The organism is Streptomyces achromogenes subsp. achromogenes, assembly GCF_000720835.1.
Classification (GTDB): Bacteria; Actinomycetota; Actinomycetes; order Streptomycetales; family Streptomycetaceae; genus Streptomyces; species Streptomyces achromogenes.
Window position 1 is genome coordinate 271074 of the sequence record NZ_JODT01000003.1, and the last position, 26403, is coordinate 297476.

Annotated in this window: 17 protein-coding genes and 3 pseudogenes; 16 read left to right on the forward strand and 4 right to left on the reverse strand. The window is 70.7% G+C overall.

Translation table 11 applies throughout. From position 1 onward, the window contains the following. Positions 1-133: 133 nt before the first annotated feature. Positions 134-616, reverse strand: coding sequence for a hypothetical protein (locus IH25_RS0104770; RefSeq protein WP_030603345.1), 483 nt, complete (start codon positions 614-616; stop codon positions 134-136). Next, positions 613-1071 (reverse strand): annotated as a pseudogene (locus tag IH25_RS0104775) (molybdopterin dinucleotide binding domain-containing protein); the annotation flags it as partial. The pseudogene IH25_RS0104775 and the gene IH25_RS0104770, both read right to left, overlap by 4 nt. Positions 1072-1325: 254 nt before the next feature. Here IH25_RS0104775 and IH25_RS0104780 point away from each other — a divergent pair. Then, on the forward strand, positions 1326-1826 hold the full coding sequence (locus tag IH25_RS0104780) for a DUF4232 domain-containing protein (RefSeq protein WP_030603351.1): 501 nt from the start codon (positions 1326-1328) through the stop codon (positions 1824-1826). 545 nt (positions 1827-2371) lie between these two features. Then, positions 2372-3565, forward strand: coding sequence for a glycoside hydrolase family 3 protein (locus tag IH25_RS42110; protein WP_245172700.1), 1194 nt, complete (start codon positions 2372-2374; stop codon positions 3563-3565). Positions 3566-3608: 43 nt separating this feature from the next. Here the strand turns inward: IH25_RS42110 and IH25_RS0104795 are convergent, their stop codons facing one another. After that, on the reverse strand, positions 3609-4628 hold the full coding sequence (locus IH25_RS0104795; protein WP_030603355.1) for an Lrp/AsnC family transcriptional regulator: 1020 nt from the start codon (positions 4626-4628) through the stop codon (positions 3609-3611). 100 nt (positions 4629-4728) lie between these two features. On the opposite strand from IH25_RS0104795, the gene IH25_RS42115 reads away from it, so the two are divergent. From IH25_RS42115 to IH25_RS0104815, 4 genes are all read left to right on the forward strand, one after another. Then, entirely contained in the window at positions 4729-6144 is a 1416-nt protein-coding gene (locus tag IH25_RS42115) for an MFS transporter (protein WP_030603360.1), read from the forward strand. Further along, positions 6141-7349, forward strand: coding sequence for an amidohydrolase (locus tag IH25_RS0104805; protein ID WP_245172690.1), 1209 nt, complete (start codon positions 6141-6143; stop codon positions 7347-7349). Before IH25_RS42115 ends, IH25_RS0104805 begins: the two co-directional genes overlap by 4 nt. Before the next feature lie 368 nt (positions 7350-7717). Further along, positions 7718-8023: a TetR family transcriptional regulator C-terminal domain-containing protein gene (locus tag IH25_RS41115; protein WP_280842468.1), complete on the forward strand. Its 306-nt coding sequence runs from the start codon at positions 7718-7720 to the stop codon at positions 8021-8023. 781 nt (positions 8024-8804) lie between these two features. Next, a complete protein-coding gene (locus tag IH25_RS0104815; protein ID WP_051753785.1) occupies positions 8805-9458 on the forward strand; it encodes a hypothetical protein in 654 nt (217 codons plus the stop codon). A 231-nt stretch (positions 9459-9689) separates the two neighbouring features. Here the strand turns inward: IH25_RS0104815 and IH25_RS0104820 are convergent, their stop codons facing one another. Next, complete coding sequence (locus IH25_RS0104820) at positions 9690-11942, reverse strand: MMPL family transporter (RefSeq protein WP_051753786.1); 2253 nt, start codon at positions 11940-11942, stop codon at positions 9690-9692. A gap of 107 nt (positions 11943-12049) precedes the next feature. Between IH25_RS0104820 and IH25_RS40495 the strand changes: the two are divergent. The 10 genes and pseudogenes from IH25_RS40495 to IH25_RS0104860 form a co-directional block, all read left to right on the forward strand. Then, positions 12050-12136 (forward strand): annotated as a pseudogene (locus IH25_RS40495) (glycosyltransferase family 2 protein); the annotation flags it as partial. Between the two features lie 1712 nt (positions 12137-13848). Then, positions 13849-14274: a carboxymuconolactone decarboxylase family protein gene (locus tag IH25_RS0104825; RefSeq protein WP_157846948.1), complete on the forward strand. Its 426-nt coding sequence runs from the start codon at positions 13849-13851 to the stop codon at positions 14272-14274. 66 nt (positions 14275-14340) lie between these two features. Next, positions 14341-15627: an acyltransferase domain-containing protein gene (locus IH25_RS0104830; RefSeq protein WP_063755136.1), complete on the forward strand. Its 1287-nt coding sequence runs from the start codon at positions 14341-14343 to the stop codon at positions 15625-15627. After that, on the forward strand, positions 15624-20519 hold the full coding sequence (locus IH25_RS38495) for an SDR family oxidoreductase (RefSeq protein WP_051753788.1): 4896 nt from the start codon (positions 15624-15626) through the stop codon (positions 20517-20519). The genes IH25_RS0104830 and IH25_RS38495 overlap by 4 nt, the downstream gene beginning before the upstream one ends. Then, positions 20516-21427 carry an SDR family NAD(P)-dependent oxidoreductase gene (locus IH25_RS0104840; protein ID WP_051753789.1) on the forward strand — a complete coding sequence of 304 codons (912 nt, stop codon included), beginning with the start codon at positions 20516-20518 and terminating at the stop codon, positions 21425-21427. Before IH25_RS38495 ends, IH25_RS0104840 begins: the two co-directional genes overlap by 4 nt. A gap of 37 nt (positions 21428-21464) precedes the next feature. After that, positions 21465-22889, forward strand: a complete 1425-nt coding sequence (locus tag IH25_RS0104845) for a wax ester/triacylglycerol synthase domain-containing protein (RefSeq protein WP_030603386.1) — start codon at positions 21465-21467, stop codon at positions 22887-22889. A gap of 9 nt (positions 22890-22898) precedes the next feature. Then, on the forward strand, positions 22899-23546 hold the full coding sequence (locus IH25_RS0104850; protein ID WP_051753790.1) for a maleylpyruvate isomerase N-terminal domain-containing protein: 648 nt from the start codon (positions 22899-22901) through the stop codon (positions 23544-23546). Continuing rightward, entirely contained in the window at positions 23543-24412 is an 870-nt protein-coding gene (locus IH25_RS0104855; protein WP_030603391.1) for an alpha/beta fold hydrolase, read from the forward strand. Before IH25_RS0104850 ends, IH25_RS0104855 begins: the two co-directional genes overlap by 4 nt. A gap of 28 nt (positions 24413-24440) precedes the next feature. Further along, positions 24441-24662, forward strand: a pseudogene (locus IH25_RS43065) (NAD(P)-binding protein); the annotation flags it as partial. 144 nt (positions 24663-24806) lie between these two features. Beyond that, positions 24807-26060, forward strand: coding sequence for a GMC oxidoreductase (locus tag IH25_RS0104860; protein WP_245172691.1), 1254 nt, complete (start codon positions 24807-24809; stop codon positions 26058-26060). Positions 26061-26403: the final 343 nt, after the last annotated feature.

Consider the following 26403-nt stretch of genomic DNA (forward strand, 5'->3'; position numbering starts at 1 on the left):
GGGCCGCTCCTCGGAGGGAGGGACCTCACAGATGAGCGCTACCGGAGTGCACTGATACGGCCGGGCGTCACGCAACGCGCCCGGCCGCCCCGCGCGTGGGCGCGGCGGCAGGGCGACCCGGTCCCACCCGGTCTCACAGGCTGGTCAGGACCTGAGGGGCCAAGACCTTGATCATGGTGTTGGTCCAGCGCATCTGCCGCAGGGTCGCCGGGTGACATGAGGAGGCCAGGCCGAGGAGTTCGTCGTCCTTCGTGGCCTGGGCGACCTGGGCGAGCATCTCCCAGTGCACGGAGTTCTCCGCGGCGTCGAGGTGGAGCTCCCGCAGGTCACGCAGGAGCAGCAGAGCGGGGTCGGGGCGGTGGACCATCGTTTCGGCCGTCTTCTCCCCGAGTGCGGACAGCAGGGGCGTGCCGGCGAAGTCGCGGAGGTCCAGGCCGTGGCGGTCGGCCGTGTCGGACAGGCGCTGGGCGTGTTCGCGGGACCAGCCGGCGAGGTCCCGGGCGACGTGGTGGATCTCGGGCTCGGCGCGGTGGCGCTCGGCCACCGCCGTCAGCTTCCTGGCCAGGTGCTTCTCACCGTGGTGGAGGACGCGCAAGGTGAGGTTGACGCCGTTCACGGTGCCTCCTTCCGGGGGCTGTCCCCCGTGGTGCCGGGCGTCTGGGTGGCGAGGGCGGACGGCCCTCCGGTCGTGGGTGGTACGGCGCCGGAGGGTGACGCGGGGGCGGACGCGGTGGTCGTCGGGGCGGGGGCGCTGCTGCCGTCGCCGCGTGCCACGAGACGCAGCGCGGCCATGGCGGCCTTGAACAGCGGCTGCTTGGAGACCTGGTCCCAGTCGGTGATGGTCGTCTCGTTCGCCGCCCGCCCGGGGGCATCCGGCTCGGGGGCGTGCCCGCCCGTGGTGTCCCAGTAGCCGTAGTGGAAGGGGACGAAGAGCAGCCCCGGGCGGATGCCGGTGACGCGCAGCCGCCCGCGCAGGGTGCCGCGGGGTGTGCCGACGTCCACCAGGTCTCCTTCGCCGAGTCCGAGCGCGGTCGCGTCGGAGGCGGCTGCCTCGACCCATACGTCGGGGGTACCCCTCGCGCACGGTGGCTAACGTCCTCGGCCCGGGGGGGCGTGACGTGTGCCGTCCCCGGCGGGCGCCTCGCGCGGGTACGCCCGGCGGCGCCGTCGCAGGCCCCGCCCGGCGGTGGTCTTCTCCCAGGCGTCTGCTCATCAGACAGCCAGTGGTCCAGCGTTCAATGGTTCACGGTTCAAGAGGGGTCCGTCGCCCCATCCGCGGTACCGGATACGTGCCAGTCACTGCCGTCACACTCATCGGAGGACTCATGCAGCGCATCCCGAACACCGCACTCGGTGTCGCAGCCGGGACTCTGCTCGCCGCCGTCTCCACGGCCGTCCCGGCGGCGGCCGCCCCCGGCCCGCCTGCCTGCGATCACGTCGCCGTGTCCTGGGCGGGCGGTTCGGCCAAGCCCGGCGGCGGCAGCGATCGGCAGGAAACGGCCCTGGTCCGGGTGAAGAACAGCGGGGACCGCGCCTGTTCCCTGCTCGGCGCGCCGTCGGTCATGCTCACCACGAACGGCGTGCCGGAGACGCTGTCGCAACAGCGAGGAGGCCACCTCGTGGACCTCGCTCCCGGTGCGACCGCGAAGTTCACCGTCACCTTCCTCAGCGACAGCGGGAAGAACGGCAACGAGATCATCCGCCCCGAGCAGGCCGTGGTCACCCTTCCCGGTGGCACGGTGAAGACCCTCACCTGGACGTGGGGCGACGTCACCCGACAGGAAGCCGCCAGCCGTCCCGGCAACTTCGTCAGCCCGATCAGCTGACCGCGCCGTCCCGCCGGACGCCGGGACGCGCGTATGTCCATCAACGGGCCGGCGCAGGAGGTGATACGGCACGCGGTGACAGCCCGTCCGACGCGTCGATCCCCCGGAGGCGCCTTGGCCGGTTGCGCACGATGCGATTTCCAGCAGAGCGTCGGCCGCGTGCCGGAGTTCGGCCGGGACCACTTCCACAACGATGCCCCGGCCGCCGGAGTGAAGAGGCCCCCGCCGGCCCGCAGACGGCCGACATCGCCACCAAGTGCCACACCCTGGCCGTACCCGAGACCAGCAACAGCACTGCCCCGTCGCCTCCGCGACCGCGCAGACGACGTTGGACCACACCATGACCCGCTCCCTGGGCAACCGGTCCGCAGCGACCCCGCCGACGAGCAGAAGCAGGATCTGCGGTACGACACTCGCCGCAAGGACCGTGCCCAGCACACCGGGACCGCCGCCGATCCGGAGGACCGCGAAGGCCAGACCGATGGGCGCCACGGCCGAGCCCGCAGGAGAGCAGGCGGGCAATGAAGTGCAGCCGAAACGGTCTGATGGCCAGGGGGGCGCCTGCCTACCGGGCTCGGGCCGCCCAGTTGATACGTGGGACGGGTCCCGCCGAGTTCCGGTCGTGCAGCCGCGCCTTACGCGAGATCCAGCTCTGCCCAGAGAACACGAAATCCCGGCAGCGAGACGCCACCGGGAAGGTCGTCCCGACTCTAGAGCAACCCGAAGATCGTCGGCCGCAGACGCACCAAGAGGCACCCGGCAGAGCCGCCCGCGGGTGCTGCGGCAGAAGGTGGAACTTGGGCTGCCGGCCGCCGACTTCAACCCGGAGGCCAGCTACGACGCCCTCATTGGCCTGGATCCGCCCGCGCACCGGTCCATCGCCCGGGAGCTCGCCGAGCAGAGCATCGTGCTGCTCGACAACCCGGACGGGCACCTCCCCCTGGCCGCGGACACCGGGTCACTCGCCCTCGTCGGCCCGTGCGTCGACGACGCCAACGCTTCTTCGGCTGCTACTCCTTCCCGAACCACGCCCTGCCCCACCACCCAGGCCACGACAATGGCATCGAGGCCCGCACGCTGCTGGATGCCCTGGCGACGGAGCTGCCCCGCATCCGCATCACTCACGAACGCTGCTGCCCATCAAGGACATCGACCGCAGCGGCTTCGAGGCGGCGGTGCGGGCCGCGGAACAGGCCGACGTCTGCGTCGCCATGGTCGGCGACCGCGCCGCGCTCTTCCGTCTCGGCACCTCCGGCGAGGGCTGTGACGCGGAGGACCTCTCCCTGCCCGGTGTTCAGGGCGAGCTGGTCGAGGCGCTGCTAGCCACAGACACGCCGCTCATCCTGCTCGTCATCTCCGGGCGCCCATATGTGCTCGGCGCGTACGCCGACGGCGCGGCGGCCGTCGTCCAGGCGTTCTTCCCCGGCGAGGAGGGCGGCCCCGCCCTCGCTGGAGTGCTCTCCGGCGGGTCAACACGTCGGGCACGCTGCCGGTACAGATCCCGCGCACGGCGGGCGGCCAGCCCGGCACCTACCTGGACGCCCCACTCGGCGGCAACACCGATTCGGGACGTCCGTCGCCGCGCCCGTGCTCGACCATCAGGCTCACCCGGTCGCCGGCGTCTCGGTCACCTTCCCCGACGACCAGCTCGATCTGGCGGAACGCGACGGGATGCGGGCCACGTTGTGCGGGCCGCGCGGGAGCTGACCCGTCGGATCGGCGGCGTCACCTCGGCGTGACGCGGCAGGACGGCTCGTCGCTCCGGAGGCGACTTCGGCCGTCTCACCAGGGCCGGATCGGCCGGACGCCGGTGCGTCGCCCGGCGCCGTCCAGCAGGTGCCCCATCCGTTTCACAGTGCGGGTGCCGAGGGCGCGCTCGGTGATGTGGAGGGCGGGCAGCTGGGAGCAGGCCGCCGTCTCGCGCTGTTGCACCGAGCCGATGTCGCGGAGCCAGTAGGTGGCGAGCACGTTTGCGCCTCCGGTGACGGCTGCCAGCAGCCGGCACTCGGGCAGGGTCGCAAGGGTGCGGTGCAGGCGGTTGACGTCGCTGGGCGGGGCGTGGCCGCGGAAGGTGACGGACACGGGCAGCCCCGAGACCGCCGGAGCCACGTCGCAGCGAAACCCCGCGATGCCGCCGGCGGTGAGGCGCTTCAGGCGTCTGCGCACGGTGGTGGCGCTGGTACCGGTGAGGTCGGCCAGCTCCGTCAGCCGCATCCGGCCGTCCGCCACCAGCGCGTCAAGCAGCTCGCGGTCGAGGGTGTTCAGGTCGAGGGGCCCGCCCGGTCCGTCCGGAGTGCCGGCCCGGCCGAGCACGGAGAGCTGGGCCGCGTCGAGCGACCCGAGCCGCCATCGGGAGCCCTCTGTGTACAGCGACGTGGCGAAGACGCATTCGAGGTCGAGGACATCGGGCAGGGCTGCCAGTTCCTCGTCCACGAAGCTCTGCACGCTCGTGAGGTCGGGTGCCAGCACGTCCAGCATGAGGTCGGCTCGCCCCGGGGCGAGCAGTTCGACCGTCACCGCCTCCGGCAGTTCCGCGATGCGCGTGGCCAGTCGCTCCCGGGCCGACGGAGCGCAGCGAAGGAAGACGAAGGCGGTGCAGCCGCTGGAGGAGAACGCCGGTCCGGGCACCGCCGACACCCAGGCCAGTCCCTCCCTGGCGAGCCGCTCCCAGCGGCGGGCCAGGGTCACCGCGGTCGCGCCGAGCAATGGGGCCAGATCCGTCCACGCAGCCCGGGGCCGAACTTGGAGGGCGTGCACGAGGGCGAGATCCAGCTCGCTCACCGTGACCGGATCCGACACCATGACCTCGCTCGCCGCCGATTCTCTACATTTTCCCGCCCGGTTCGTTCTGCGGTCGCACTCTAGCCACCAGTCGCATTCCAGCCAAGGGAAGGGTGAGGCCGTGACGAACGCCATCAGCCGGGGCCGGGGACTGATCGCCGTGATGATCGTGATCGTGGTCTGCAGCGGTGTCGTCCAGGGGTATCTCACCCCTCTGCTGCCAGTCGTCGGTGCCCACGTCGGCATCGGCGGCGTGGGCCAGAACAACCTGTACCTGCTGTCGCAGATCGCCTTCACCGTGCTGACGCCGTTGCTGTCGCGCTGGGGCGACATGTGGGGGCATCGGCGGCTGCTGCTCGCCGCCGTGACCATGGTCGCCGCCGGGTCGCTGCTCATCGCGGCACGGCCCACCACCGCCACCCTCGCGGTCGGCATGGTGCTCCAGAGCGCCGTGGTCGGCTTCTTCCCGCTGCTCGCGGGCATCCTGCGCTCACGCTCCCCCGAACACGGCCGGATCGGCATGTCGGTGCTGGTCGGCGCGCTGCTGTTGTCCATCGGCACCGGCGGCTTCGTGGCCGGATCGCTCAGTGACGAACACGCCCTCGCCGGGCTGTGGACCGCGGTCCCCTTCGGCGCCCTGGCGGTGGCCGCCGCGATCGCCCTGCCGACCAGCACGGCTGCGCGCACGGGCCGCTTCAACCTGCCCGCCGCCCTGCTGCTGACCTGCGGACTCGGTGCGCTGATGCTGGTGCTGACCGAGGGCCAGACCTGGGGCTGGACATCGGCGTCTTCCCTGCTGACGGGCACGGTGGCGCTGGTACTGCTGGCCGCCTGGGTGACGGTCGAACAGCGCTCGTCGCACCCTCTGGTCAACCTGAGCATGTTGCGCGATCCCCGGCTGGCGGCGGTCAGCGCGCACACCTTCTGTATCGCCTTCGGTGCGATCGGGTTCCTCGGCGCCAACGCGGTCTATCTCGGCACCCGGCCAGACGGCGACGGGTTCGGCCTCGGGCTCGGCGCGCAGGCCATCTCCCTGGTGTCCCTGGCCATGGTCGCCGTCGGCTTCCTCGGCTCCACGCTGACGCCGGGACTGGCCCGTCTGATCGGCGACCGGGCCGTACTCGCGGCCGGCGGATGCGCGGGTGCGGCGGGATTCCTGAGCCTGGACCTCTTCCACTCCTCCGTACCGCGGTACCTGGTCGGGGCCCTGATCGTCGGCCTGGCCACCGGCATGTTCGAAGCCGCCACCCGGACCCTGTCGGTCGAGGTGGTCGACGAGGCCGAGACCGCGCTGTCCGTCGGCGTCAACGAGATGGCGCTCTCCCTCGGCGCGGCCATCGGCGCCGCCACGATCGGCGCCCTGTGGTCATCCCACACCACCACCCAGGGAGCCGTCACCGGCACGGGCTACCAATGGGCGTGGGCCGCGTGCGCGGCGATGGCGCTCGGCGGAGCCGCAGTCGCCCTCCTCTTCCGCCACCCGTCCACCACCGCCGCGCCCGAAGCCGCCACCACCCCTGCAGGGAGGACCGCTTGACCAGCCCCGCCACACGAACCGGGGGCCGCGCGCTCACCATCGCCGCCGACGCCGTACGCGCCCGCGAGCCGGACCTCATCGCCCTGAGCCACAGCCTGCACGCCGAACCGGAAACGGCCATGCGCGAGCACAAATCGGCAGCCAAGATCACCTCCCTCGCCGAGAACGCCGGCTTCGACGTGACACGCGGGGTGGCCGGCCTGCCAACGGCCTTCGTCGCCACCCACGGCAGCGGCGAGCTGGTAGTGGCCCTGTGCGCCGAGTACGACGCGTTGCCGGGCATCGGTCACGCCTGCGGGCACAACGTCAACGGCGCCGCCTCGGTCGGCGCCGCCCTCGGCCTCGCCGCCGTCGCCGACGCGCTCGGGATCACCGTGAAACTCATCGGCACGCCCGCCGAAGAGGACATCGGCGGCAAGGCGCTGCTGCTGGAGGCCGGGGTCTTCGACGATGTGGCCGCCGCCTTCATGGTCCACGCCGCGCCGGAGGACTCCGTCGGCGCATCCTCCCTGGCCGTCGGCGCCTGGGATGTCGCCTACACGGGCAAGCCTTCCCATGCCGCGCTCGCGCCCTGGGAAGGCGTCAACGCCCTGGACGCGATCGCCCTGGCCCACACCGCCGTCGGGCTGCTGCGCCAGCAACTGCCCCCCGGGGTCCTGGTCCACGACATCGTCTTCGAGGCCGGCCACGCGGTCAACGTCATCCCCGAGACGGCCCGCGCCCGCTACGAACTGCGCGCCCGCACCACCGAGGACCTCGCCCACGCCCGCCGCCGGGTCCGGGCCTGCCTGGAGGCCGCAGCCCTGGCCACCGGCGCAGAGCTGGAACTCACCGAACACGGCGCCGATTTCGCCGACCTGCGGCAGGACGAGTTCCTCACCGCCGCCTACACCCGCGCGGCCCGATCCCTGGGCCGCGACCCCGTGGACCGCCGGGGCGAGGTCATGGCCTCCACCGACATGGGCAACGTCTCCCACATCCTGCCCGCACTCCATCCGACCATCGGCTACGACACACAGGGCGCCCTCCACCACACCGCACCGTTCGCCCGGTACGGCAACTCGGCGGGAGCCGACCGGGCCGTGATCGACGCCGCGATCGCCCTCGCCCAGGTCGGTGTCGAACTCGCCACCGACTCGGCACAGCGCAAACGCTGCCTCGACCTGCTCGCCGGGCGGCGGGCGGCGGGCGCATCCCTGGGGTGATGGTTCTTCGCGCATGGCCGGCCCGATCGTCATGACCCGCTGACACCGGTCAAGAGAGCACTGGTCCCCAGCTAGTCCCCAAGAACGGCCGAGGGCCGGTCCCGGATATCTCCGAAACCGGCCCTCACCTGCGACTTTCACAAGTCGGGACGACAGGATTCGAACGTGCGACCCCTTGACCCCCAGGAGTAGGAGGTGTCCAATGTGTCCGCATATACAGCGAGAAATTGGGGTGCATAGCGTGCGATGCCATGCGTGCCGTTCAGGTGCGCGGACACCGTCTGGTCCCCAAGGGGCGCGTCCGTCCTGCCTCTTCGAAATGGGTCCTGTGTCTGGCGCCCGGTGCATCGCACTGTGCTCGTCCAGCTATGGAGCCATCGCGAAGGTCCACAAACCCCCCGCGCTCCTCGTCCGTGGCTGCCCGGTACACCCGTGTGCTCGACACGGTCGCAGCTCAGGTCCGCGTGTTCCAGGCAAAGGGCCTCTTCCGCGCTGACCTCGATGCGGAGGCGGAGGCGGCCTGGTTCGCGGCCCTGTGGGACGGGCTTCAGGTCCACGCGCTGTACGGGAAAGGCGAGGCGATCCCCGAACAGCTCTTGCACGCCCTCGACACCCTGGTCGCCGACGGCGTCCCAGCCGCCCGCAGGGCGCAGGCGTTCGTCACCGGATCCTGAGCCCCCCTGCGCCCGGTCGGGACGGCCACGCGCGGGCGCCGGCCCAGCTCCGCACCAGGCGCCTGTGCGGCGTTTCCGCACCAAGCCGCACAGCTGCCGGCGAGGCCGTGAACAGCCGCGCTCAGGACGCTACCGAGGTTGAACTCGTGGTGGCGTAGGGGCTGACGGGCGGCGGTCGCCTGCGGACCCTGGGGCATCGGGGCCCACTGGGACCCCTGGGCCACATGGTCCTCCGGGGAAACCTGGTCCTCCAAGACTGCCCGAGACGTTGGGAAAGCCTGGGCCGGGGCGCTTCGTTGTCGCCGTACGAGACGTGGGCGGCACCGTGGGCCCGGATGTTCAGGAGCCGGCCCCGCCGGTGCGACCGGAATGCGGCGACCTCCGGATCCGCGGCCCGGCCGGCGGCTCCTGGTGACCGGTGTCGCGATCGCACCCGGCGGCGAGTTGCCGAACATCGCACCCAAGGTTGCGAGTGCCGGTTCAGACATCGGCCGTGGCAGATGGGCTGGCCTCGGCCACAGCGCCTGTCGTGCGCAGAAGACTCTCCCGTGTCGGACACGTGTCACTCGGTGTTCACGGGCGGGCCTGGCGAGGCGCGGAGGATCCCGCATGTCCGGATGAATGATCATGAACGGGTTCTCGAGTGATTCAACGTCGCGACTTCGCCGCTGTCCTCACCGCCGCTCTCACCACTCCCGCACTGCTCAGCGCGGAGCCCGCCCAGGCCGCCCCTCAAGGTGGGGCGCATCTCGGCCACGCAGGCAATGGCCTGACCGAACACATGCGAGTCACGCTGGCCCGGGAACTCGGTGACCCGGCGACTGCACGTGCCCTCGTCCCCCTCATCGAAGACGTCGGGTTCGACTGGCACCCGGCCACAGCCGGACTCGACCGCTTCGACTTCATCGTCGCCTACTCCTTCGGCAACCGTCCGGCCGAGGGCGGCGATCCGAGCACGACACTGCCCGAACCGGGGCCAGTCAACGAGGACCTGGCCGACACCATCGCCCGCATCCGCGCCCGTCGGCGCATGCCCGTCTACGCCCAGTGGGAGATCGCCCGCTTCCTGCACTCGAAGTACCGGATGGACGACGTCACGTCGATCGAGCCGGTCATCGCGTCCAACGGCACCATCACCTATCTGAGCACCGACGACGTCGCCGCCCGGATAGTCGAGTACCGGAAGAAGGCGCCCGGCGGCATCGGAACCGCGTGCGTCGTAGGCTTCCGCGACCACCACAAGCGATGCGTCCAGACCACCCGCGACCGCGGCATGCCCGCCTACGCGCCGCAGGGCATCGCCATGCCGCACACCTACGACCCCCAGTCCGGGCAGACATGGACCCGGCGCCGGGATCTGTACCTGGTCCATGACATGGCGGCTCAATGGCAGGTGATCCGTGCCAAGGCGATCGCCGGGGCGTACCCCGGCTGACCGGTACCGGGTTGGGCGATGACGCCCGAGAAGACGGGGGACCACCGGATTCGAGGTGCCGGGTGCGCGAGACAGCGGCGCATTACGGCGCGCGCCCTTCTACCGGCTGGTCGAGCCGGCGGTGAGAGTAAGGCTGACTCGGTTTCCCCCGGGCATCGGGCACTGACACGCGATGCATCCGGGCCCGCCGCCGCGTGAAGTGCGGCAGCGGGCCCGGCTCCTTGGGGGCGGTCAGAACGCCCCGCCTCCGAAGTCGCCGCTGCCCGCGGTGGCCCGCTCACCGGGCGCGCGGTCGGCGGCTTCGGCGCTGCGGTCGTCGTTCAGTCGCTCGCCCTCGATGTCCACCTCGGGCAGCAGCCGGTCCAGCCGCCTGGGCAGCCACCAGGCGGAGCGTCCGACCAGGGCGAGGACGGCCGGCACGAGGGTCATGCGGACGAGGAACGCGTCGACGAACACGCCGAAGGCGAGCGCGAAGGCGACCGGTTTGATCATTGATCCGGCACCTGGGACGAAGCCGGCGAACACCGCGAACATGATCAGTGCCGCCGCGGTGACCACACGCGAGGCGTGGCGGGAGCCGCTGAGGACGGCCTCGCGCGGTGTCGCCCCGTGGACGTACGCCTCGCGCATGCGGCTCACCATGAACACCTCGTAGTCCATGGCGAGTCCGAAGAGGACGGCCATGACGAGGATCGACAGGATGCTCACCACCGGGCCGGTCTGCTCCACGCCCAGCGCGTCGGCCAGCCAGCCCCACTGGAACACGGCGACGACCGCGCCGAACGTGGCGGCCACGGAGAGCAGGAATCCCAGGCTGGCCTTCAGCGGAACGACCAGCGAGCGGAAGACCAGCAGCAACAGCAGCAGGGACAGGCCGACCACGACGAGAGCGAACGGCACGAGCGAACCGGCGAGGCGGTCGGACACGTCGATGCCGACAGCGGTGGTGCCGGTCACCCGCACCTCGGCACCGGTCTCCCGCTGCCAGCCCGGCGCCTCGTCGCGTATGTGCTCCACGAGGTCCTTGGTCTTCTCGTCCGCCGGGCCGGTCTTCGGCACGACCTGGATGACCGCGCTGTCGCCGCCGGCGAGGAGCTGCGGCTTGCCGACCGCGGCGACGCCCTCGGTGGCCTTCAGCTCCTTGGTGAGAGCGGTCGTGGCCTGCTGGGGGCTATCCGTGTGCGAGGTGTCCGCGAGGATCAGCAGCGGGCCGTTGAAACCTGGGCCGAACTTCTCCGAGACGATGTCGTACGTCTTGCGCTGGGTGCTGTCGACGGCCGCGGAGCCGTTGTCCGGCAGGGCTAGCTGGAGGTCCCGGGCGGGTACGGCGACGGCGAGCAGGCCGACCAGCACGGCGAGCAGGGTCAGCAGCGGACGCCGTACGGCGGCACGGCCCCAGCGTTCGCCGAAGGACCGCCGCCCACCGTGGCCCGGCTGCTGCGCGGCGCGCTCGCGACGGGCGGCACGCGAGCCCGGCTTCGGGCGCAACCGCTGCCCGGCAAAGCCCATCATCGCGGGCAGGAGGGTGGTCGAGACGGCGACCGCGATCAGGACGGCGCCGGCCCCGGCCAGCCCCATAACGGTCAGGAACGGGATGCGGACGACGGCCAGGCCGCACAGCGCGATGATCACCGTGAGCCCGGCGAAGACGACCGCGCTGCCCGCGGTCGCGGTGGCCCGGGCCGCCGACTTTTCCGCGTCCATGCCCTGGGCCAGCTGGGACCGGTGACGGGAGAGGATGAACAGGGCGTAGTCGATGCCGACCGCGAGGCCCAGCATCGAGGCGAGCGTGGGCGCGGTGCTGGAGATGGTGAACGCGCCGGTCAGCGCGTGTACGCCGAGCAGGGTGAGCACGACGCCGGTCACGGCGGTCAGCAGCGGCATGCCGGCGGCGAAGAGGGAGCCGAAGGTGATCGTCAGCACGAGCAGGGCGACGACGAGACCCGCCAGCTCCTTGGAGTGCCCGCCGCCGGAGGGCGAGCCGCTGCCGTAGGCGGAGCCGCCGACCTCGACGGTCAGCCCGGCGTCCTTAGCCGCCTCGGTGGTCTTCTCCAGTGCGGTGAGGCTGCCGTCGGCCAGGTCGACCTTCTTCACCTCGTAACGGACCTGGCCGAGTGCGGCCGTCCGGTCCGGGGATATCAGCTTGCTCCGGACCGGGTCGGTGACGCCGACGACCTGCGGCGCCTTGTCCGCCTCGGCCATGGTGGCACTGACCACCCGGGCGTACCGCGGCTCGGTGATCTTGTGACCCTCGGGGGCCACGAAGACGATCTGCGCGCTGGTGCCGGCGGCCGAGGGCAGCTTGGCCTTCAGGGTGTCCATCGCCGTCTGGGACTCGGAGCCCGGGATGGTGAACTCCTCGTTGGTGCTGCCGCCGTAACTGACCATGCCGGTGAAGACGGCGGCCAGGACGAGCAGCCAGCCGGCCAGCACCGCCCGGGCGTTCGAGACGGTGCGTGACGCGGTATGAGGGTGAGCGGGCATCAGCCTGCGGAGGTAACGCGGAGCGTCAGTCCGAGAACTCGGCGGCCGGTGGCAGTGATGCCGTATCGCCTGGAAGGAGAAGTGCTGCGCCCCTGGTGTCTGCCGTGATGCCCGTGTACAACTCGGCGGCCACGCTCGGCGCAGCCGTCCGCTCGGCGCTCACGCAGACCCACAGCGACTTGGAGCCACTGATCATCGCGCCCGTGTGCGCGACCACCAGCCGACCAGCAGGACAGCGAACACGTCTCGACGGCGGGCGCGCGGCCGGCGATCGAGCCGCGGGGCATGCGCGGCCGGCCGTGCGTGCGATCAGGGTGGAAGGGTACCGGTGGCCTGACACAGAGGCCCGTTCCCCTTCGGTCCAGTCGTCACTGCGTCGCTCGTGTGGGCTGATCACCACAGCGGGTCGCCCGGTCTGGGGACGGTGCTCGCGCAGAACCTGCCCAAGCACTGCGTGATCTACTACCACCGGTCCGGTGCGACCGCGGTCGCGAGCCGGATTCCGCGCTCGGCACCAGAGTCGTCGAACAGACCGACGCGGCAACGGGGCAGGCTGAGGCGATGACTCGTCGATGGACTGAACGCGCTCACTCGGCACCCGGCCGCAGGTGCAACCGGCGCCTGTCATGCCCACCGACCCGGTGGCGCGCGCCGCAGCGACAGCGGTCCGACGGAACGACGACCTTGCGCCGAAGCGCGCTGCGGCCCGCCGGCTCTGGGGCAGTCACACCGCGAGCGCATACAGCGGCTAACTCCCGTCTCCGTGCCGGTGCGCCGTGGCCTCTCGCCGATGGCATTCGCGGGTGGGGCACTCGTATCCGGCCAGGGAGGCGACTGGGACTGGGCCCGCCGACGAGCCGGAGCCGCAACCTTTGAAGCAGTACAGCTCCAGCGGACCATACTGCTCGCACAGGACATCACGACGTCAATCGTCACCGGTCTCGCGCAACGGCCGCCGGCCCGGGCGACGGTGCAAGCGCGTTGACGCACCAGTTCCGCGGCTCCTGACCATGCAGCCCGAAAACCGCCCTTGCGTCCTTAATCAGCCGGAGGGACTCAGCCGGGGCGCACGGCGGCGATACAACTGGAACGGGACCGTGGCGACACGGTGCGCCCCTGTGGCCGACGCTTCACCGAAGGGTGTCGAATCGCGCGCTCTCAACAGTCCGTACTCCTTGCGGCGGAGCGAGGGGCATGGCTACCACGACCCCGACCGATTCTTGCGGCAACCACCCTGCGGGTCGCGTCCCCGGCGCGGACTTCCACAGGGCCGGTGCGATGGCTGTCCCCAGGGGGGCATGCGCGTTTCCCTCCGCTCCGCGTGCGCGGCGAGCGAGGGCAGCGACGTGATCGAACAACGGATCGTTCATGCGCCCATCGTTCAGCCCGCCGCACGCAGGCGCCATCCGGGCATCCGTACAGGAGGAGCGATTCACGCCGACGGCGGCCTCGGCCGGCGTGTTCAACGCGTTCACGCTTCGTCGGTGCGACCGGAGGTGTGCCGTGCGCACTCCGGGAGAGACGCAGTACGTCACCACCGGACAGAGCGGCCGATGGACGGAAGCGGTTTGTGACGCGAGCACCGCCGGCCCGGTGGGCGCGGTGGTCGGCTCCACGTCGGCGATAGCGATGCGCGCTGCTTCTGCATGCCCTTGAAAATTCGACACGAAAAGACATCCCCGTGCTCGTTGCGATACGCACTTCCATCAAAGCAGCGGCAGGCCCTTCCCATCACTGGGAAGACTTAGTAACGTGCACTCGAGGGCGCTGCTCCCGGTGACGGTTTCCCGTACGATCGGCGCGTCCTCGCGACGAAGGATGTCTCCACACTCCTCGCCTACCTCATTTTCCTTGCTGATGCGCGGGGTGACCGGAAAGGAGAGCAGTCCATGATTGCGGAGCACGCGTGACAAGCGAAGGAAGCCCTGACTCCGGACCCGTGGACCCGTCGGCCGCCTATCGGATCGCGGCAGCAGTGGCGGGCGAAGAAGCAGTTCAGAGGTTCATCGAAGCACTCGGACCGGTCGGAGGCCATGTGGCCGACCTCGTGATCGACGTGGTCTTCGGAAGGCTGCACGGACGGCCGGCGATGAGTCACGTGGAACGGGAGATGGTCACTCTCGCCGTCATCGCGGCGCTAGGAGGCGCGGAAGAACAGCTGACCATGCACCTACGTATTTCCCACCGCTTGGGAATTCCCCCGGAGAAGGTCATCGAAATTTTCACGCACACCGGTGCCTACGCAGGGTTTCCGCGCGCACTGAGCTCTGTCGAGACGGCCAAGGCGTACTACGAGGAAATCGGTGTCCTGCCGCTACAACAAGACCGGTAGGCACCATCTAGTTTTCTGCCACTCCACCAGAGAAAGGGTTTGTTCATGGCATTACGGACCGCGATCTTGTTTCCTGGACAGGGTGCCTACCTGCCAGGCGTCCTCGCCGACCGGGCGGCTCATGTTCCTCAGGCCGCCCATACGCTGGAAGCGATCGACGAAGTGGTCACCGCCCAGGGGCACGCTCCGGTCGCCCCTCTTCTCCTGGACCGGGACGCGCCGTCCCTCCAGGACCTCTTGGAGAGCGACAGTGACCGGCTCGACCTGGCGATCTTCGCCATCAACGCCGTGGCGGCCCAGCTGCTCGCCGGAGTAGGGGTGCGCGGCGATGTCCTGATGGGCCACAGCTTCGGCGAATTCGCCGCACTGTCCACCGCCGGGGCGGTGTCCGTCGCCGATGTCGCGCGCATGGCATGCGCGCGGATCGAGGCGTTCCGCCGAGCCGCCCCGGAGGAGGGAGGCCTGGTGGCGCTCGACGTCCCCGCCTGGCGGGCCGACCACCTGGTGGGCGTCCTGGACGAACCCGGCCTGCGGACGGCGATCGACAACGGACCGGAACAGACGGTCGTCTCGGGGCCGTCGGCATCCCTCGACAGGGTGGAGAAGATCGCTGTGGACCTGGGTGTCCGGGCCACTCGACTGCGAGCCAGGTACGCCTTCCACAATCCCCTGCTGAACGACGCGGCGGACTACTTCCGGCAAGCCACGGCGGACGTGGCCGTCGTGGCACCCCGCATGGCCGTCTTCTCCCCCGTGCTGGGCCGGTACGTCTCCAGCGTCGCGGACGTCCGGGATGTCATCGAGCGGAACATGATCGCTCCCGTTCCCTTCTACGACGCGCTGCTCACCGTGTTCCGGCAGGGCACTCGTGTGTTCGTCGAGGCCGGAGCGCGGCAGGCGCTCACCGGAATCGTGCGCTCCTCCCTCCCTGCCTCGGTCACGGCGGTCCCGCTCCTCGCGAGCCGGGGGGACATGGAGTCCGTCGTAGCGGCGCTCGGGGCCGCCGGTGTGCACGCCCGCTTCCGGCCCGAGGAGAGCCGTGCGGGCGACGAGGTGGCCGACGGGCCGAAGGAGGACGAGGTACTCGCGCCCCGTGGCGGGGATTCCGGCGCGCGTGCCCGACTGCTGGCCGGGCTCACCGCGCTGTATGCCGAAGAACTCGGGTTCCCGGCCGAGATGCTGACCGCCGACGTCGATCTGGAGGCGGATCTGGGCGTTGACTCGGCCAAGCAGATCGCGCTTTTCGAACGCGTCCGACAGCAGTACGGCCTGCCCGAGGCCCCCGGTGAACGCCGCAACGAGGCGACCACTCTGGAACGCATCGCCGATCTGGTCGAGGAACTGCGCGGATGACGACGCCGGACAACGCCGAGAATCTCGTCGCCGTGGTGGGCATCGGACTCGCGGTGCCCGGAGCCAACAGCCCCGCGGAGCTCTGGCGGCTGCTCAACGGCAGCCACGACGCCTTCAGCGAACCACGTGACCGCTTCCGCCTCGACCACTTCTGGTCCGATGACCCGCAGGAGGAGGACAAGACCTACGCACGCCGCGCGGGCTTCCTGCACGGCTTCCGTCCCCACCCGAAGCTGCGGGAAGAAGAGCGTTCGGGGGCCGGACGGGACGACGCGTCACGGTGGCTGCGGCACGCGTTGCTCCAGGCACGTGAGCACGTCCGCACAGGACCCGGCCGCAGGTGCGCCGCCTACATCGGCGGCTGGCCGGGGGGCAGTCAGAGCCTCGTCGAATCGGTCCTCGTGGACGTCGTCACCCGTCCCCTGGCAGACCGGCAGGAAGCGGAGCAGGTTCGCAAGGCGCTGTTCGAGCACTACCGGCACGCGCTGCCGGCGAGCGAGGCGGCCACGCCCGACGCGGTCGTCCGGGAGGTGTTCTCCCGGCTGCCCGAGTCGCTGACGGAGTCGTGCGTCGTGGACACCGCGTGCGCGTCGTCGCTCTACGCCGTGGACCTCGGGGTCAAGGCGCTCTTGGCCGGCGAGTGTGAGATCGCCTACTGCGGCGGCGTGACCGTGGTCGACCCGACGATGGCTGTGATGTTCGCGAAGCTGAACGGACTGTCACGGCACGGGCGTGTCCGTGCGTTCACGAAGGCGGCGGACGGGACCCTGTTCAGTGACGGGGCCGGTGTCGTCGCTCTCAAGACGCTGCGACAGGCGACACGCGACGGCGACACGGTGCACGGGGTGTTACTGGGTTTCGGAGGGGCCGCGGACGGCCGCGGAAAGTCGATCTCCGCTCCCAACCCGGCCGGACAGCGCCGCGCGATAGAGCGCGCCCGCTCCGTCAACTCCGTGACGTCCGAGCAGGTCGACTGGGTCGTCGCGCACGGGACCGGCACGGCGGCCGGTGACCGAGTCGAGTCACAGGTCCTGTCCGCCCTCGGGCCGTCCTCGGGTCAGCTCTGTACCAGCAACAAGCCGGTGTTCGGTCACACCGGGTGGACGGCGGGGGTCGTATCCCTCATCCACGCCCTGCTCGGGCTCCGGCACGGCTGGGTCCCGGCCCAGCTGGGCGCCCGGGAGGACCCGCAGGAGTCCTCCGGCGGTCTGCGCGTACCGCTCGGGCCCGTCCGGCTACGCCCGCGGCGCGACGGACGCCGTACCGTCGGCGTCTCGGCATTCGGCTTCGGGGGGACCAACGCCCACCTCCTGGTCGCCGACCGCTGCGAGCGGCCCGGTCTGCGCTCCGCGCCGCAAGGATCCGCCGACGAAGGCATGGTCCTGGTGGCCTGGTCGGCGCATCTGCCCGGTGCTCCGTCCCGGTCCGCTCTGCGCGACTGGCTGCGCGGCTCGGCCCCCGCCCCGGAGGCGTCGTTCCCGGACCCTTATCCCGCCCCGCAGCCGGCCGAGGTGAGGCTGTCCGCCCGTACCCTGCCCGTCGTTGATCCCGGGCAGCTGATGGGCCTTCAGGCGGCTGCCCGTTTCGTGGACGACCACGGCGAGATCTGGGCGGAACTGCGGGAGACGACCGGAGTGATAGCCGCGCACACCGGTATGCCGCGCGGGCTTGTCGGCACCGCTGTCCGGTGTTACGCCCACGATGCGGGAGCGGTTCTGCGGGCTCGCGCCTCCGAACCAGGCTTCACGAGAGCCGCCGCGCGACTGGAGACGGCTCGTCAGTCCTTCCCCGCGTGCACGGAGGACTCCCAGGCCGGTGTACTGCCCAATGTCATCGCTTCCAGGATCGCCGCCCGGTACGACCTGCACGGCCCCACCATGGCCGTGGACTCCGGGGTGGACAGCACGCTCACGGCGCTCCGCGTGGCACAGCGGTACCTGCGCTCGGGCGAACTCGACCTCGCCCTCGTCCTGGCCGTCAACGGCAACGCCACGGCAACCAACGCGGCGGTGACGCGCACCGGAGCGACAGCGCTCGCCGAAGGCGCCTTCCTTCTCGCCGTCACCACCGAACGTCTGGCCGAACAGCACGGTTGGCGGGCGCTGGCGCGGATGTCCTTCGCGGACCAGGAGGCCGAGGCCGAGACGGCGGACGTCCCGGAGGCCCCCGCACGCGGTTACCTGGCCGCCGACCAGGCGGTCGCCCTGTTGCGCGCGGCGGAGTCGGAGGACACCGCTGTCCGGCTGCGTGCCCGGCACCACGACGCGACACTGTTCGTCGCACCGGTCCACGCCGGACGACCCGCCTCCCCCGCGCTCTCCGCACCGTCTTCGCCTCGCACGACCACCCGGTACGCGCGCCACCTGGTACGCGAACCACTGCCCGTGCCCCATGGCCGGACCTCGCCCGCGCACCTGCCCCCACGGGGCATCGTGCTGACCGAGTCCGCCGAAGTCGCGGCCGAGGTGAGGGCGGAGGCGGAAGCGACCGGGTCCACGGTACTGGTCCTGCCGTCCGGCGCCGGCACGCGTGTACCCGTCCGGGACCAAGAGGCGCTCCTGGCTGCCGCCGACCGGTCCGCACCGCACCTGACCGTGGTCGGCGACCTCGCCACCCTGCCCCTGGACCGTGCCCTCGCCCTGCACGAGATGGCCTTCCTGGCCGTGCAGCGCCTGTGGGTACGCCCGCGGCCGGACAGTTCCCTGATCGTCCTGCTGAGCGGTGCGACGGATCCGGGCCCGGGGGCCGGTGTCGCGGCTCTCTTCGAGGGAATGGTCAAGAGCCTGCGCTGGGAGCGACCCGACGCGGTGGCCGTCACCGTGGCCTCGGACGAGACCGAGGTCGCCGCACTGCTCGCCCGCGCGGCGGCCGAACGCACCGCCCGGCCCGGCCCTCCCCCGGTCGTACGGTACCTGGACGGCGAACGCCGGATCGAGACACTGCTCCCCGCTCCCCTGCCCGCCGCGACACCCGCCTTCAACCTGCTTCCGGACGACTGTGTCGGCGTCATCACCGGGGGGTCGAGCGGTATCGCCCGGGCCCTGCTCACCGCGCTGCCACAACGCCTGCGCCCACGCCTGTGGCTCTTGGGGCGCACCCCCGTGGGTGACTCGCAGCACACCGGTGAAGCCGGCAACGGGGCGGGACGACGCACACGGCCCGCCCTCGTCCGCCAAGTTCGACGGGATCACCCCGACCTGCCGATGCGAGCCGTCGTGGCCCGGGTGGACGGCATGCTGAGGCAACGCCAGGTGAACGAAACCCTGGAGGCGCTCCGGGCACGCTTCGGGGACGACCGCGTGCACTACGCGACCTGCGACGTGACCGACGAGGGATCCGTCCACGAGGTGATCGGAGAAGTCCTGCGCACCGAGGGCCGGGTCGACTTCGTCCTCCACGCCGCGGGACAGGTGGCCTCCACCCTGCTGCGGAACAAGTCGCTGGAGGCGTTCCGCGCGGTCCGGGACACCAAGGTCCTCGGGCACCGTCATCTCGCCGGCGCCCTGGCATCCAGTCCACCCCGTTGGTGGTGCAACATCGGTTCCTACTCCGGCACCGCCGGCGCACCCGGAGACACGGACTACGCCTCCGCCAACGCCTACCTGGCCGCCGTGGCCGAGACAGCGACAGGAGCTGCGCAGACGACCATCGGATTCACCATGTGGCGGCAGACCGGCATGGGCGCCGACGAACTCTTCCAGGAACACGTCGCGCGCCAGGGCCGGTTCACCCCGATCTCCACCGAGGAGGGCGCCGAGCAGTTCGCGGCGGAGATGCGGGCGGCACCACTGGCCGGTGGTTCGTCGGTCTATCTGGGCCCTGCGGAGCGGGACCGGCTGCGTCGGCACCTGCCCGGCTTCGTCCGCGACGAGCCGCCCCGGCCCCTCGCGGTCCGCCGGCGGCCGTCCTGGTGGACGCGGCTCCCGGAAACTCCCCACGGTGCCGAATGGACCCACCTGGTCGACCCGCACGTGGAACGGCACCTCTTCGACCACCTGGTCAGCGGAAAGCCCACCATACCGGCGACCTTCATCCTGGACCTCGCCGCGCAGGCGGCCGAGGCCCTGGTGCCCGACGCCGTCACTACAGGGTTCCGCGAGGCGTGTTTCGACACCTTCATCCGTCCGTTCAACCGCAAGGTGCCCTCGCCGCTGCGGATCCGGGCGCGGATGGCCTCTCCGCAACCGCCGGAACCCGACGCGCTTCGATCCGCCGTCCAGGTGAGCATCCACTCGGACACCCTCGACCCCCGCGGCGGAATGCGACCGGGAGCCCTGCGGCACTTCCAGGCCGTCGTGCTGCTGGACCGGCATGCGCGAAGGCAAGCCCCGCGGCGGGACACCCGCCCCTTGCGGTCGCCGATGCCGGCACAGGACCCCTACGCGTCCCTGCACGCCCCGGTCTCCCTGCGCGGCCCGTTCCGCAACCTGTCGGACTGCCTGGTGGACTCGACGGCGGCACGCGGCACCTGGACGCCCTCACTCGCCGGACATCCCTGGCTGCGCACCATGACCACGCCGGCGCTCTTCCTGTGCGCCGCCCTGCGCACACTCGCTCTCAGGCCGGACCCCGCCGGCCACCAACCACTGTTCGTACCCCGGTCGATCGGACGCATCGAGTTATACACGGACGGAGCCAACGACCACGACCTGCTGCTGCGGTACGGGCACTGCCTCGGCGTGTCCGCCGACGACACCGGCGTGTGCAGCGGGACCACACCCGACGGACGCCTGCTGGCACTCCTGTCGGAAGTCGAACTCGTCGACGTCGCGGATCAGCCGCGGACGGCGAACACGAACCCGCACGCCTCCACGCGACACCGGTTCGGGACACCGAGGCGGTCGGCCGGGCACGCCTTCCGGCCCTTGGGAAGCAACGGAACGGGGTCATGAGGGATTCGCACTGTGTCGTCACCGGGGCGACCTCCGGCATCGGCAGGGAGATCGCCCACGGTCTGGCAGCCGCCGGAGCCAGACTGGCTCTGGTGTGCCGCAACCGCGACAAGGGCGCGGCCACGGTCGCCGAGTTGACCACCCTGTGGCCGGGCACGGACGTCCGGCTGTTCATCGCCGACCTCGCCGCTCTCGCCGAGGTGCGGTCCGTCGCCCGGGAGATCCGACGTCATTGGGAACACGTGGACGTGCTCGTCAACAACGCCGGCACACACGGCCTGCGACCCGGGGTGAGTCCCGAGGGCTACGACAGGATGATCGCCACCAACCACCTGGGACCGTTCCTGCTCACCCGGCTCCTCCTCGATCCGCTCCGGCGGGGAGCCCCTTCCCGGATCGTCACGGTGGCGTCCGAAGCGCACCGCAGCGTCCTGCGTCTCGATCCCCGCTCCTTCGCCGAGCCCCGGCCCTACGGGCCGATCGGGTCATGGAACGTCTACGCGCGCTCGAAGCTGCTGAACGTCCTCACCACGCAGGAGGCGGCACGCAGGTGGGCACGACACGGGATCACCTCCCACGCCTACTGCCCCGGGCTGGTGTCCACCGCCCTGGTAAGGAACATCCCCCTGATGCCCCGCCTGCTCGCCGCCGCCGAGCACACCCCCCTGGTCCACAGCGCCGCGGAGGGCGCGCGGCCGGCCCTCCGCCTCGCCGGCGATCCCGAGTTCGCGCACCGAGGCGGTGGATTCCACTCCTGGATGCCTGGTGTCCGGCTGCTTCCGCCGGCCCCCCTCCGGTTCCACCCCAGTCTGCAACGCGAGGTGTGGGAACGCTCGGAGGAACTGGTGGGGCTGCGACGCACCGAGCACGGCGGACCTGTTCGAGGAGAGGTCACCTCTGATGAATGAACCACGTCCCGACGGCGGATGGACCTCACCCGGTCCCATGAACGGCACGGACACCCTCTTCTGGCGGCTGAGCGGCAGTGCGCTGACCCGCCCCCATGTCACCTGGGCCTGGCTCCTGGAGAGCACTCCGGACTGGGAACTGTTCGTGCGCGCCTGTGCGGAAGCCGTCGGCCGGCTGCCCCGGCTGACGCACCGTGTGACGGACTCACCGCTGCGGACGGGGCCGCCCTCATGGACCGCGGACCCTGACTTCCGTCTCTCCCGGCACGTGCACCGCGTGCGGCTGCCGGCCCCCGGAGGGCCGCGCGAGTTGCTGGACATGGTCGAGTGGCGGATCTCAACGGCCTTCGACCCCCTCCACCCCCCGTGGGAAATCACGCTCGCCGAAGACTACGAGACCGATCGTGCCGCCGTGGTCCTCAAGTGGCATCACAGCCTCGGAGACGCGGTGACCATCGTGGGCGCGGTCCGTCGCCTCATGGAGAACACGCCCCCGGCGGCCTCATCGCGTGCCGCACCACTGCCGCCGCCAGGCACCGGGACGCCGGCCGAGACATCAAACAAAGACTGTTCCGGCATGTCCCGGACGATAGGAGCCCTGGTCGAGGCCGCTCGAACGGCGGCGCGGAGCAGCGCCCGTGTCCTGTCCGGACCGGGCCCGGCCGGCGACAGGGCGCGGTCCGCCGGCCGCACCGCTTCCCAGCTGCTTCCGCCGGCCTCTCCTTCGCCTCTGCTCGCGAAACGCAGTTCGGCGATCGACTGCGGCATGATGACGGTATCCCTGGCCGAACTCAAGGCTGCCGGGAAGAGAGCCGGAGTATCGGTGACATCTGCCTACGTGTCGGCGGTTCTCGGCGCTTTCCACCGCTATCACGACCACCACGGGCTGGTCCGCGATACTGTGCCGGTCCTCGTTCCCGTCAGCTTCCGGGAGGCGCACGAGACCGGCGCCGGCAATCTGATAGCCGGAGTTCTGATCGCCGGACCGATCGGTGACATGTCCGCCCGGTCCCGCATGGTCTCCGTGCACACCGCAGTCGCCGAAGCCCGCGGCTCGGTGGCCAGAGAGGTCTGCACAGTGATGGCTGACATGGGTGCCCTCGTACCCGAACCGCTGTACAGGCACCTCGCCCCCACGCTGCTGAGGAGGATCGACGTAGTGGTCACCAGCGTCCCCGGGCTGCCGGGCAACGCACAGGTCGCCGGATCGCGCGTGGTGAACGCGGTCCCCTGGGCTCCCCGCGGTGGCGCCGCGGCCAACATATCGATGGCCTCGCACGGTGACTTGTGCGGCATCGGTACGAACCTCGACCCGGCCGCGATCACGGACGCCCGGCTCTTCCACCATTTCCTCGAGGACAGCTTCGAAGAAACGCTCGGATGCGCCCGGCACCCCGCCGGACCGCCGCGAGTCAACCACCCCGGACCACCGAGATCGGCACGGACCGGAGCCGACGGCTAGGAGAATGCGGTGCGACTCCCCCTGGAGAAGGAACTGCGGGCGGAGAGGAAACGCCTGCTGCGTACCCTGGACGCCCTGCCCGACGATGTCTTCGACGAGGGCCCCACGCTCTGCACCGCCTGGTCACCGCGAGACGTACTCGGGCACCTCATCGGTGTGGACCATCCCGTGACCTACTACCGCCCGTGGCTTCGCCTCGCAGCCGTCAACGACCGACAGGTACGACGTGTCCGCCACCTCCCGCGGCACCGGCTCATGGCGGAGGCCCGTGAGTGGGCCGAACGCCCGGCCTGGAGCAGCCGACTGGCCACCCTCATCTCCCTGGGAGACCTTTCGGTCCATCACCAGGACATCGTGCGCGGCGTCGGCCTCGATCGGGACATGCCCCCCTCCGTGCCCTCGTTCATCCTCTGGGACGGTGCCATGCTCAGTTCCTACTCGAACCTGCGGATCTTCAGATACCGCGTGATCCCCACAGACGGGTACCCTCCGCTCGGCGTTCCCGGATTCCTTCGTCCCGCAGAGGTCCTGGGCACGAGAGAGGCCCTGGGCATGTGGCTGGCCGGACGCGACGCGGTGGCCGAGGAACTGCGCTTCACCCCGGCCGCCCCAGCGCCGGGAAGCAGCCGTGAAACGGATCGGAGCGCGGACCGGTGAGAGAACAGGACATCGAGACCCGACGCGTACTGGTCAACGGCATCTCCACCCGCTACTACGAGTACGGCGAGGGTCAACCGGTACTGCTGGTGGCAGGGGCCGCGTCGAGCGCCCGCGACTGGTTTCCCGTGATGCTGGACCTCGGTGACACCTGCCGCGTCATCGCTCCCGTACTGCCCGGGTTCAGCGGCACCGGCTCCCTTCCCGACGTCAAGCCGGTGCACATGGCCGCCTTCCTCGCGGATCTCCTCGACGCGTTGGACATCGACAGCGTCATCGCCATCGGACACTCCTACGGCGGCTGCGTGGCCGCGGAACTGGCCATCGCGCACCCGGAACTCGTACGACGCCTCGCGCTGGTCGACGCCAACGGTCTGGGCCGCGCGGCCCACCCGGCCGCCATCGCGCTGGCGATACTGCCGCCCCGCGTGGCGGACCTACTGTCCGCCCTCGCCTCCCTGCCCGGAAGCGAGGTCGTCCTGGCCTGCTCCACTCTGCTGCTGCTACGACAGCCATGGCGCGTGCCCCTGGGGACATGGCTGGCCCAGGCGCGACTAGCCCGTTCACAAAAGTCTCTGCGGACCTCTCTTGAGATCTTCCGCGAATGTGGGGACATCATCGGTCAGCGTCCCGACACCCTCGTCGTGGACCGGCTCGCCCGGCTCCGGACGCCGGTGCTGATCGTGTGGGGTGATACCGACACCCTCCTGCCCGCCTGGCAAGGACGTGCGGCGGCACGCCGGTTGCCGGCCGGAAGGTTCGTACTGCTCACCGGTGCCGGCCATGTCTCCTATCTCGACAGCCACACCGACTTCATGGACGCCATCGGTCCCTTCGTGCGCGACAGCGCCGATCGCGTGCCGTGACTCTCTGCCCCCAGACGGAACAAGGGGAATGCTCGTGACCGACAGAAACACCGACAACTTGTCGCAGGTGCCTCGGCACACGTCCGCCGAACCGAAGGGCAGACCGTCCGAGACGATCTGGCCACCGCCGTCGGCGGCCCGGCCGGATCGCGAGGAACGGCACGAGGTCGTGATCGTGGGCGCCGGTCTGGGCGGAAGCATCGCCGCCTACCGGCTCTCCGAGGCCGGTGTACGCAACGTGGTACTGGAACGCGGACGGCGCTGGCCCATCAATCCGGCGGGTACGACGTTTCCCGCCTTTCCCTCCGTGGACAAAAGGCTCATCTGGCTCGATGACCAGTCGACACCCTTGCCCCCACTGCGCTCAACACCATGGGCACACCTCCTCGAAGCGATGGAAGCGGTCCTTCCGCGTTCCACCGGGCTCCTGGACGTCATCACCGAGGACCACGCGGTCGTCGTATGCGGTGCCGGCGTAGGGGGCAGCACCCTCGTCTACGGCGGAGTGCTGGCGCAACCTCGGCCTGAGGCGTTCCACCGGATCTTCCCGGCGGGCCCCGACTTCGAACTGCTCGACCGCGTCCACTACCCCAGAGCGCGCCGCCGGTTGGGTGGAGCCCTGTTGCCCGCAGACCTCCTCGACCACAAACCGTACCGCGCACACCGGCTGTGGGACCAAGCCGTGCACGCCTCCGGCCTGCCGGCGGAGACGATCTGCAGCAGTTTCGATTTCGACGCCGTACGGGACGAACTCCGCGGCGACCGTCCGGCGGCCGCCGTCATCGGTCAGTACCACTTCACCGGGTGCAACAGCGGGGCCAAAATCAGCGTGGACCGCACCTACCTGGCCCGGGCGGAGGCCACCGGAAGGACGTCCCTGCGGCCGCTGCACAAGGTGACGGGCCTCTCCGCCGACCGATCCGGCCGGTACCGAGTACTCACCGAGCACCTGGGCGAGGACGGAAAGGTGCGCGAACGCGTGGCGTTCTCCTGTGACCGGCTCGTGCTCGCCGCCGGTGTCCATACCCCCCAACTGCTGCTGGCGGCCAGGGAGACCGGTGGTCTGACACGTCTGCACCCGTCCGTCGGGGACGGCTGGAGCGCGAACGGCGACCACATCACCGTGCTCAGGACGGCGAGGCTGCCCGTGGGCACGCCCCAGGGCGGCCCGTCCTCCAGCATGGTGCACAACGCCGCCGGCACGGTGGGGGTCATGCATTCGCCCGTCCCCCTCCCCCTGGGCGGCAGGGATTTCATGTGCCTCGGCATGGGCATCCCGGAACGCCACGGCAAGTGGCTGTGGACCTCGGACGGCCGCATCCGGCTCGAGTGGGACGCGCATTACGACGCCGGAACACAGCGGCAGGTCGAGGAACTGACCCAGAAGGTGGCACGACACCTGCCCGACGCCACCGAAATCGCCCTGCCGGAGTTCCCACCACTCGTCGCGCACCCCGTGGGCGGCACCTGGCTCGGCAGAGCCACCGACCCGTACGGCAGGCTTCACGATCACCCCGGCCTGTACTGCCTGGACAGCGCGCTCATGCCGGGAAGCACCGGCGCCGTCAATCCGGCCCTGACCATAGCCGCAGTGGTGGAGTACTGCCTGGACCACATCACCTCGGACTTCGTGGACGACACCCTGTGAACGCGCATGCCACGACGCAGGGCCGACTTCGCTCGGCCCGCCGACTCCTCACAGGCACGCATCGGCGCAACACACGGCCGGGCAAGGAGAGGCAGCCATGAGCAGGATGCCGAGCCTCACGCCCACGGAGAACCAGGTGGCACTTGGTACTCCAGCAGCGGTTCGTGTCCTGAGCGGGACTGTAAATCGTTCGGTGTGACTCCCGATCACGGAGGATGCATCGATGACCAGTGAGAACGTGGCCGAGGACGAGGTCGGCGAGGCGGCAGTGGCTGTGTCGGCGAAGGCTGTGGACGACCACCTCGGCTATGACAAGCACGGTGCGGCGGGCAGGAACGGTGGC

What these genes read in the sequence shown, in the direction of transcription:
- IH25_RS0104780 (WP_030603351.1), top strand. Translation starts at nt 1,326, where the DNA reads ATGCAGCGCATCCCGAACACCGCACTCGGTGTCGCAGCCGGGACTCTG.
- IH25_RS42110 (WP_245172700.1), top strand. Translation starts at nt 2,372, where the DNA reads ATGGCCAGGGGGGCGCCTGCCTACCGGGCTCGGGCCGCCCAGTTGATA.
- IH25_RS0104795 (WP_030603355.1), bottom strand. Translation starts at nt 4,628, where the DNA reads ATGGTGTCGGATCCGGTCACGGTGAGCGAGCTGGATCTCGCCCTCGTG.
- IH25_RS41115 (WP_280842468.1), top strand. Translation starts at nt 7,718, where the DNA reads ATGGAGCCATCGCGAAGGTCCACAAACCCCCCGCGCTCCTCGTCCGTG.
- IH25_RS0104815 (WP_051753785.1), top strand. Translation starts at nt 8,805, where the DNA reads ATGCGAGTCACGCTGGCCCGGGAACTCGGTGACCCGGCGACTGCACGT.
- IH25_RS0104820 (WP_051753786.1), bottom strand. Translation starts at nt 11,942, where the DNA reads ATGCCCGCTCACCCTCATACCGCGTCACGCACCGTCTCGAACGCCCGG.
- IH25_RS38495 (WP_051753788.1), top strand. Translation starts at nt 15,624, where the DNA reads ATGACGACGCCGGACAACGCCGAGAATCTCGTCGCCGTGGTGGGCATC.
- IH25_RS0104840 (WP_051753789.1), top strand. Translation starts at nt 20,516, where the DNA reads ATGAGGGATTCGCACTGTGTCGTCACCGGGGCGACCTCCGGCATCGGC.
- IH25_RS0104845 (WP_030603386.1), top strand. Translation starts at nt 21,465, where the DNA reads ATGAACGGCACGGACACCCTCTTCTGGCGGCTGAGCGGCAGTGCGCTG.
- IH25_RS0104860 (WP_245172691.1), top strand. Translation starts at nt 24,807, where the DNA reads ATGGAAGCGGTCCTTCCGCGTTCCACCGGGCTCCTGGACGTCATCACC.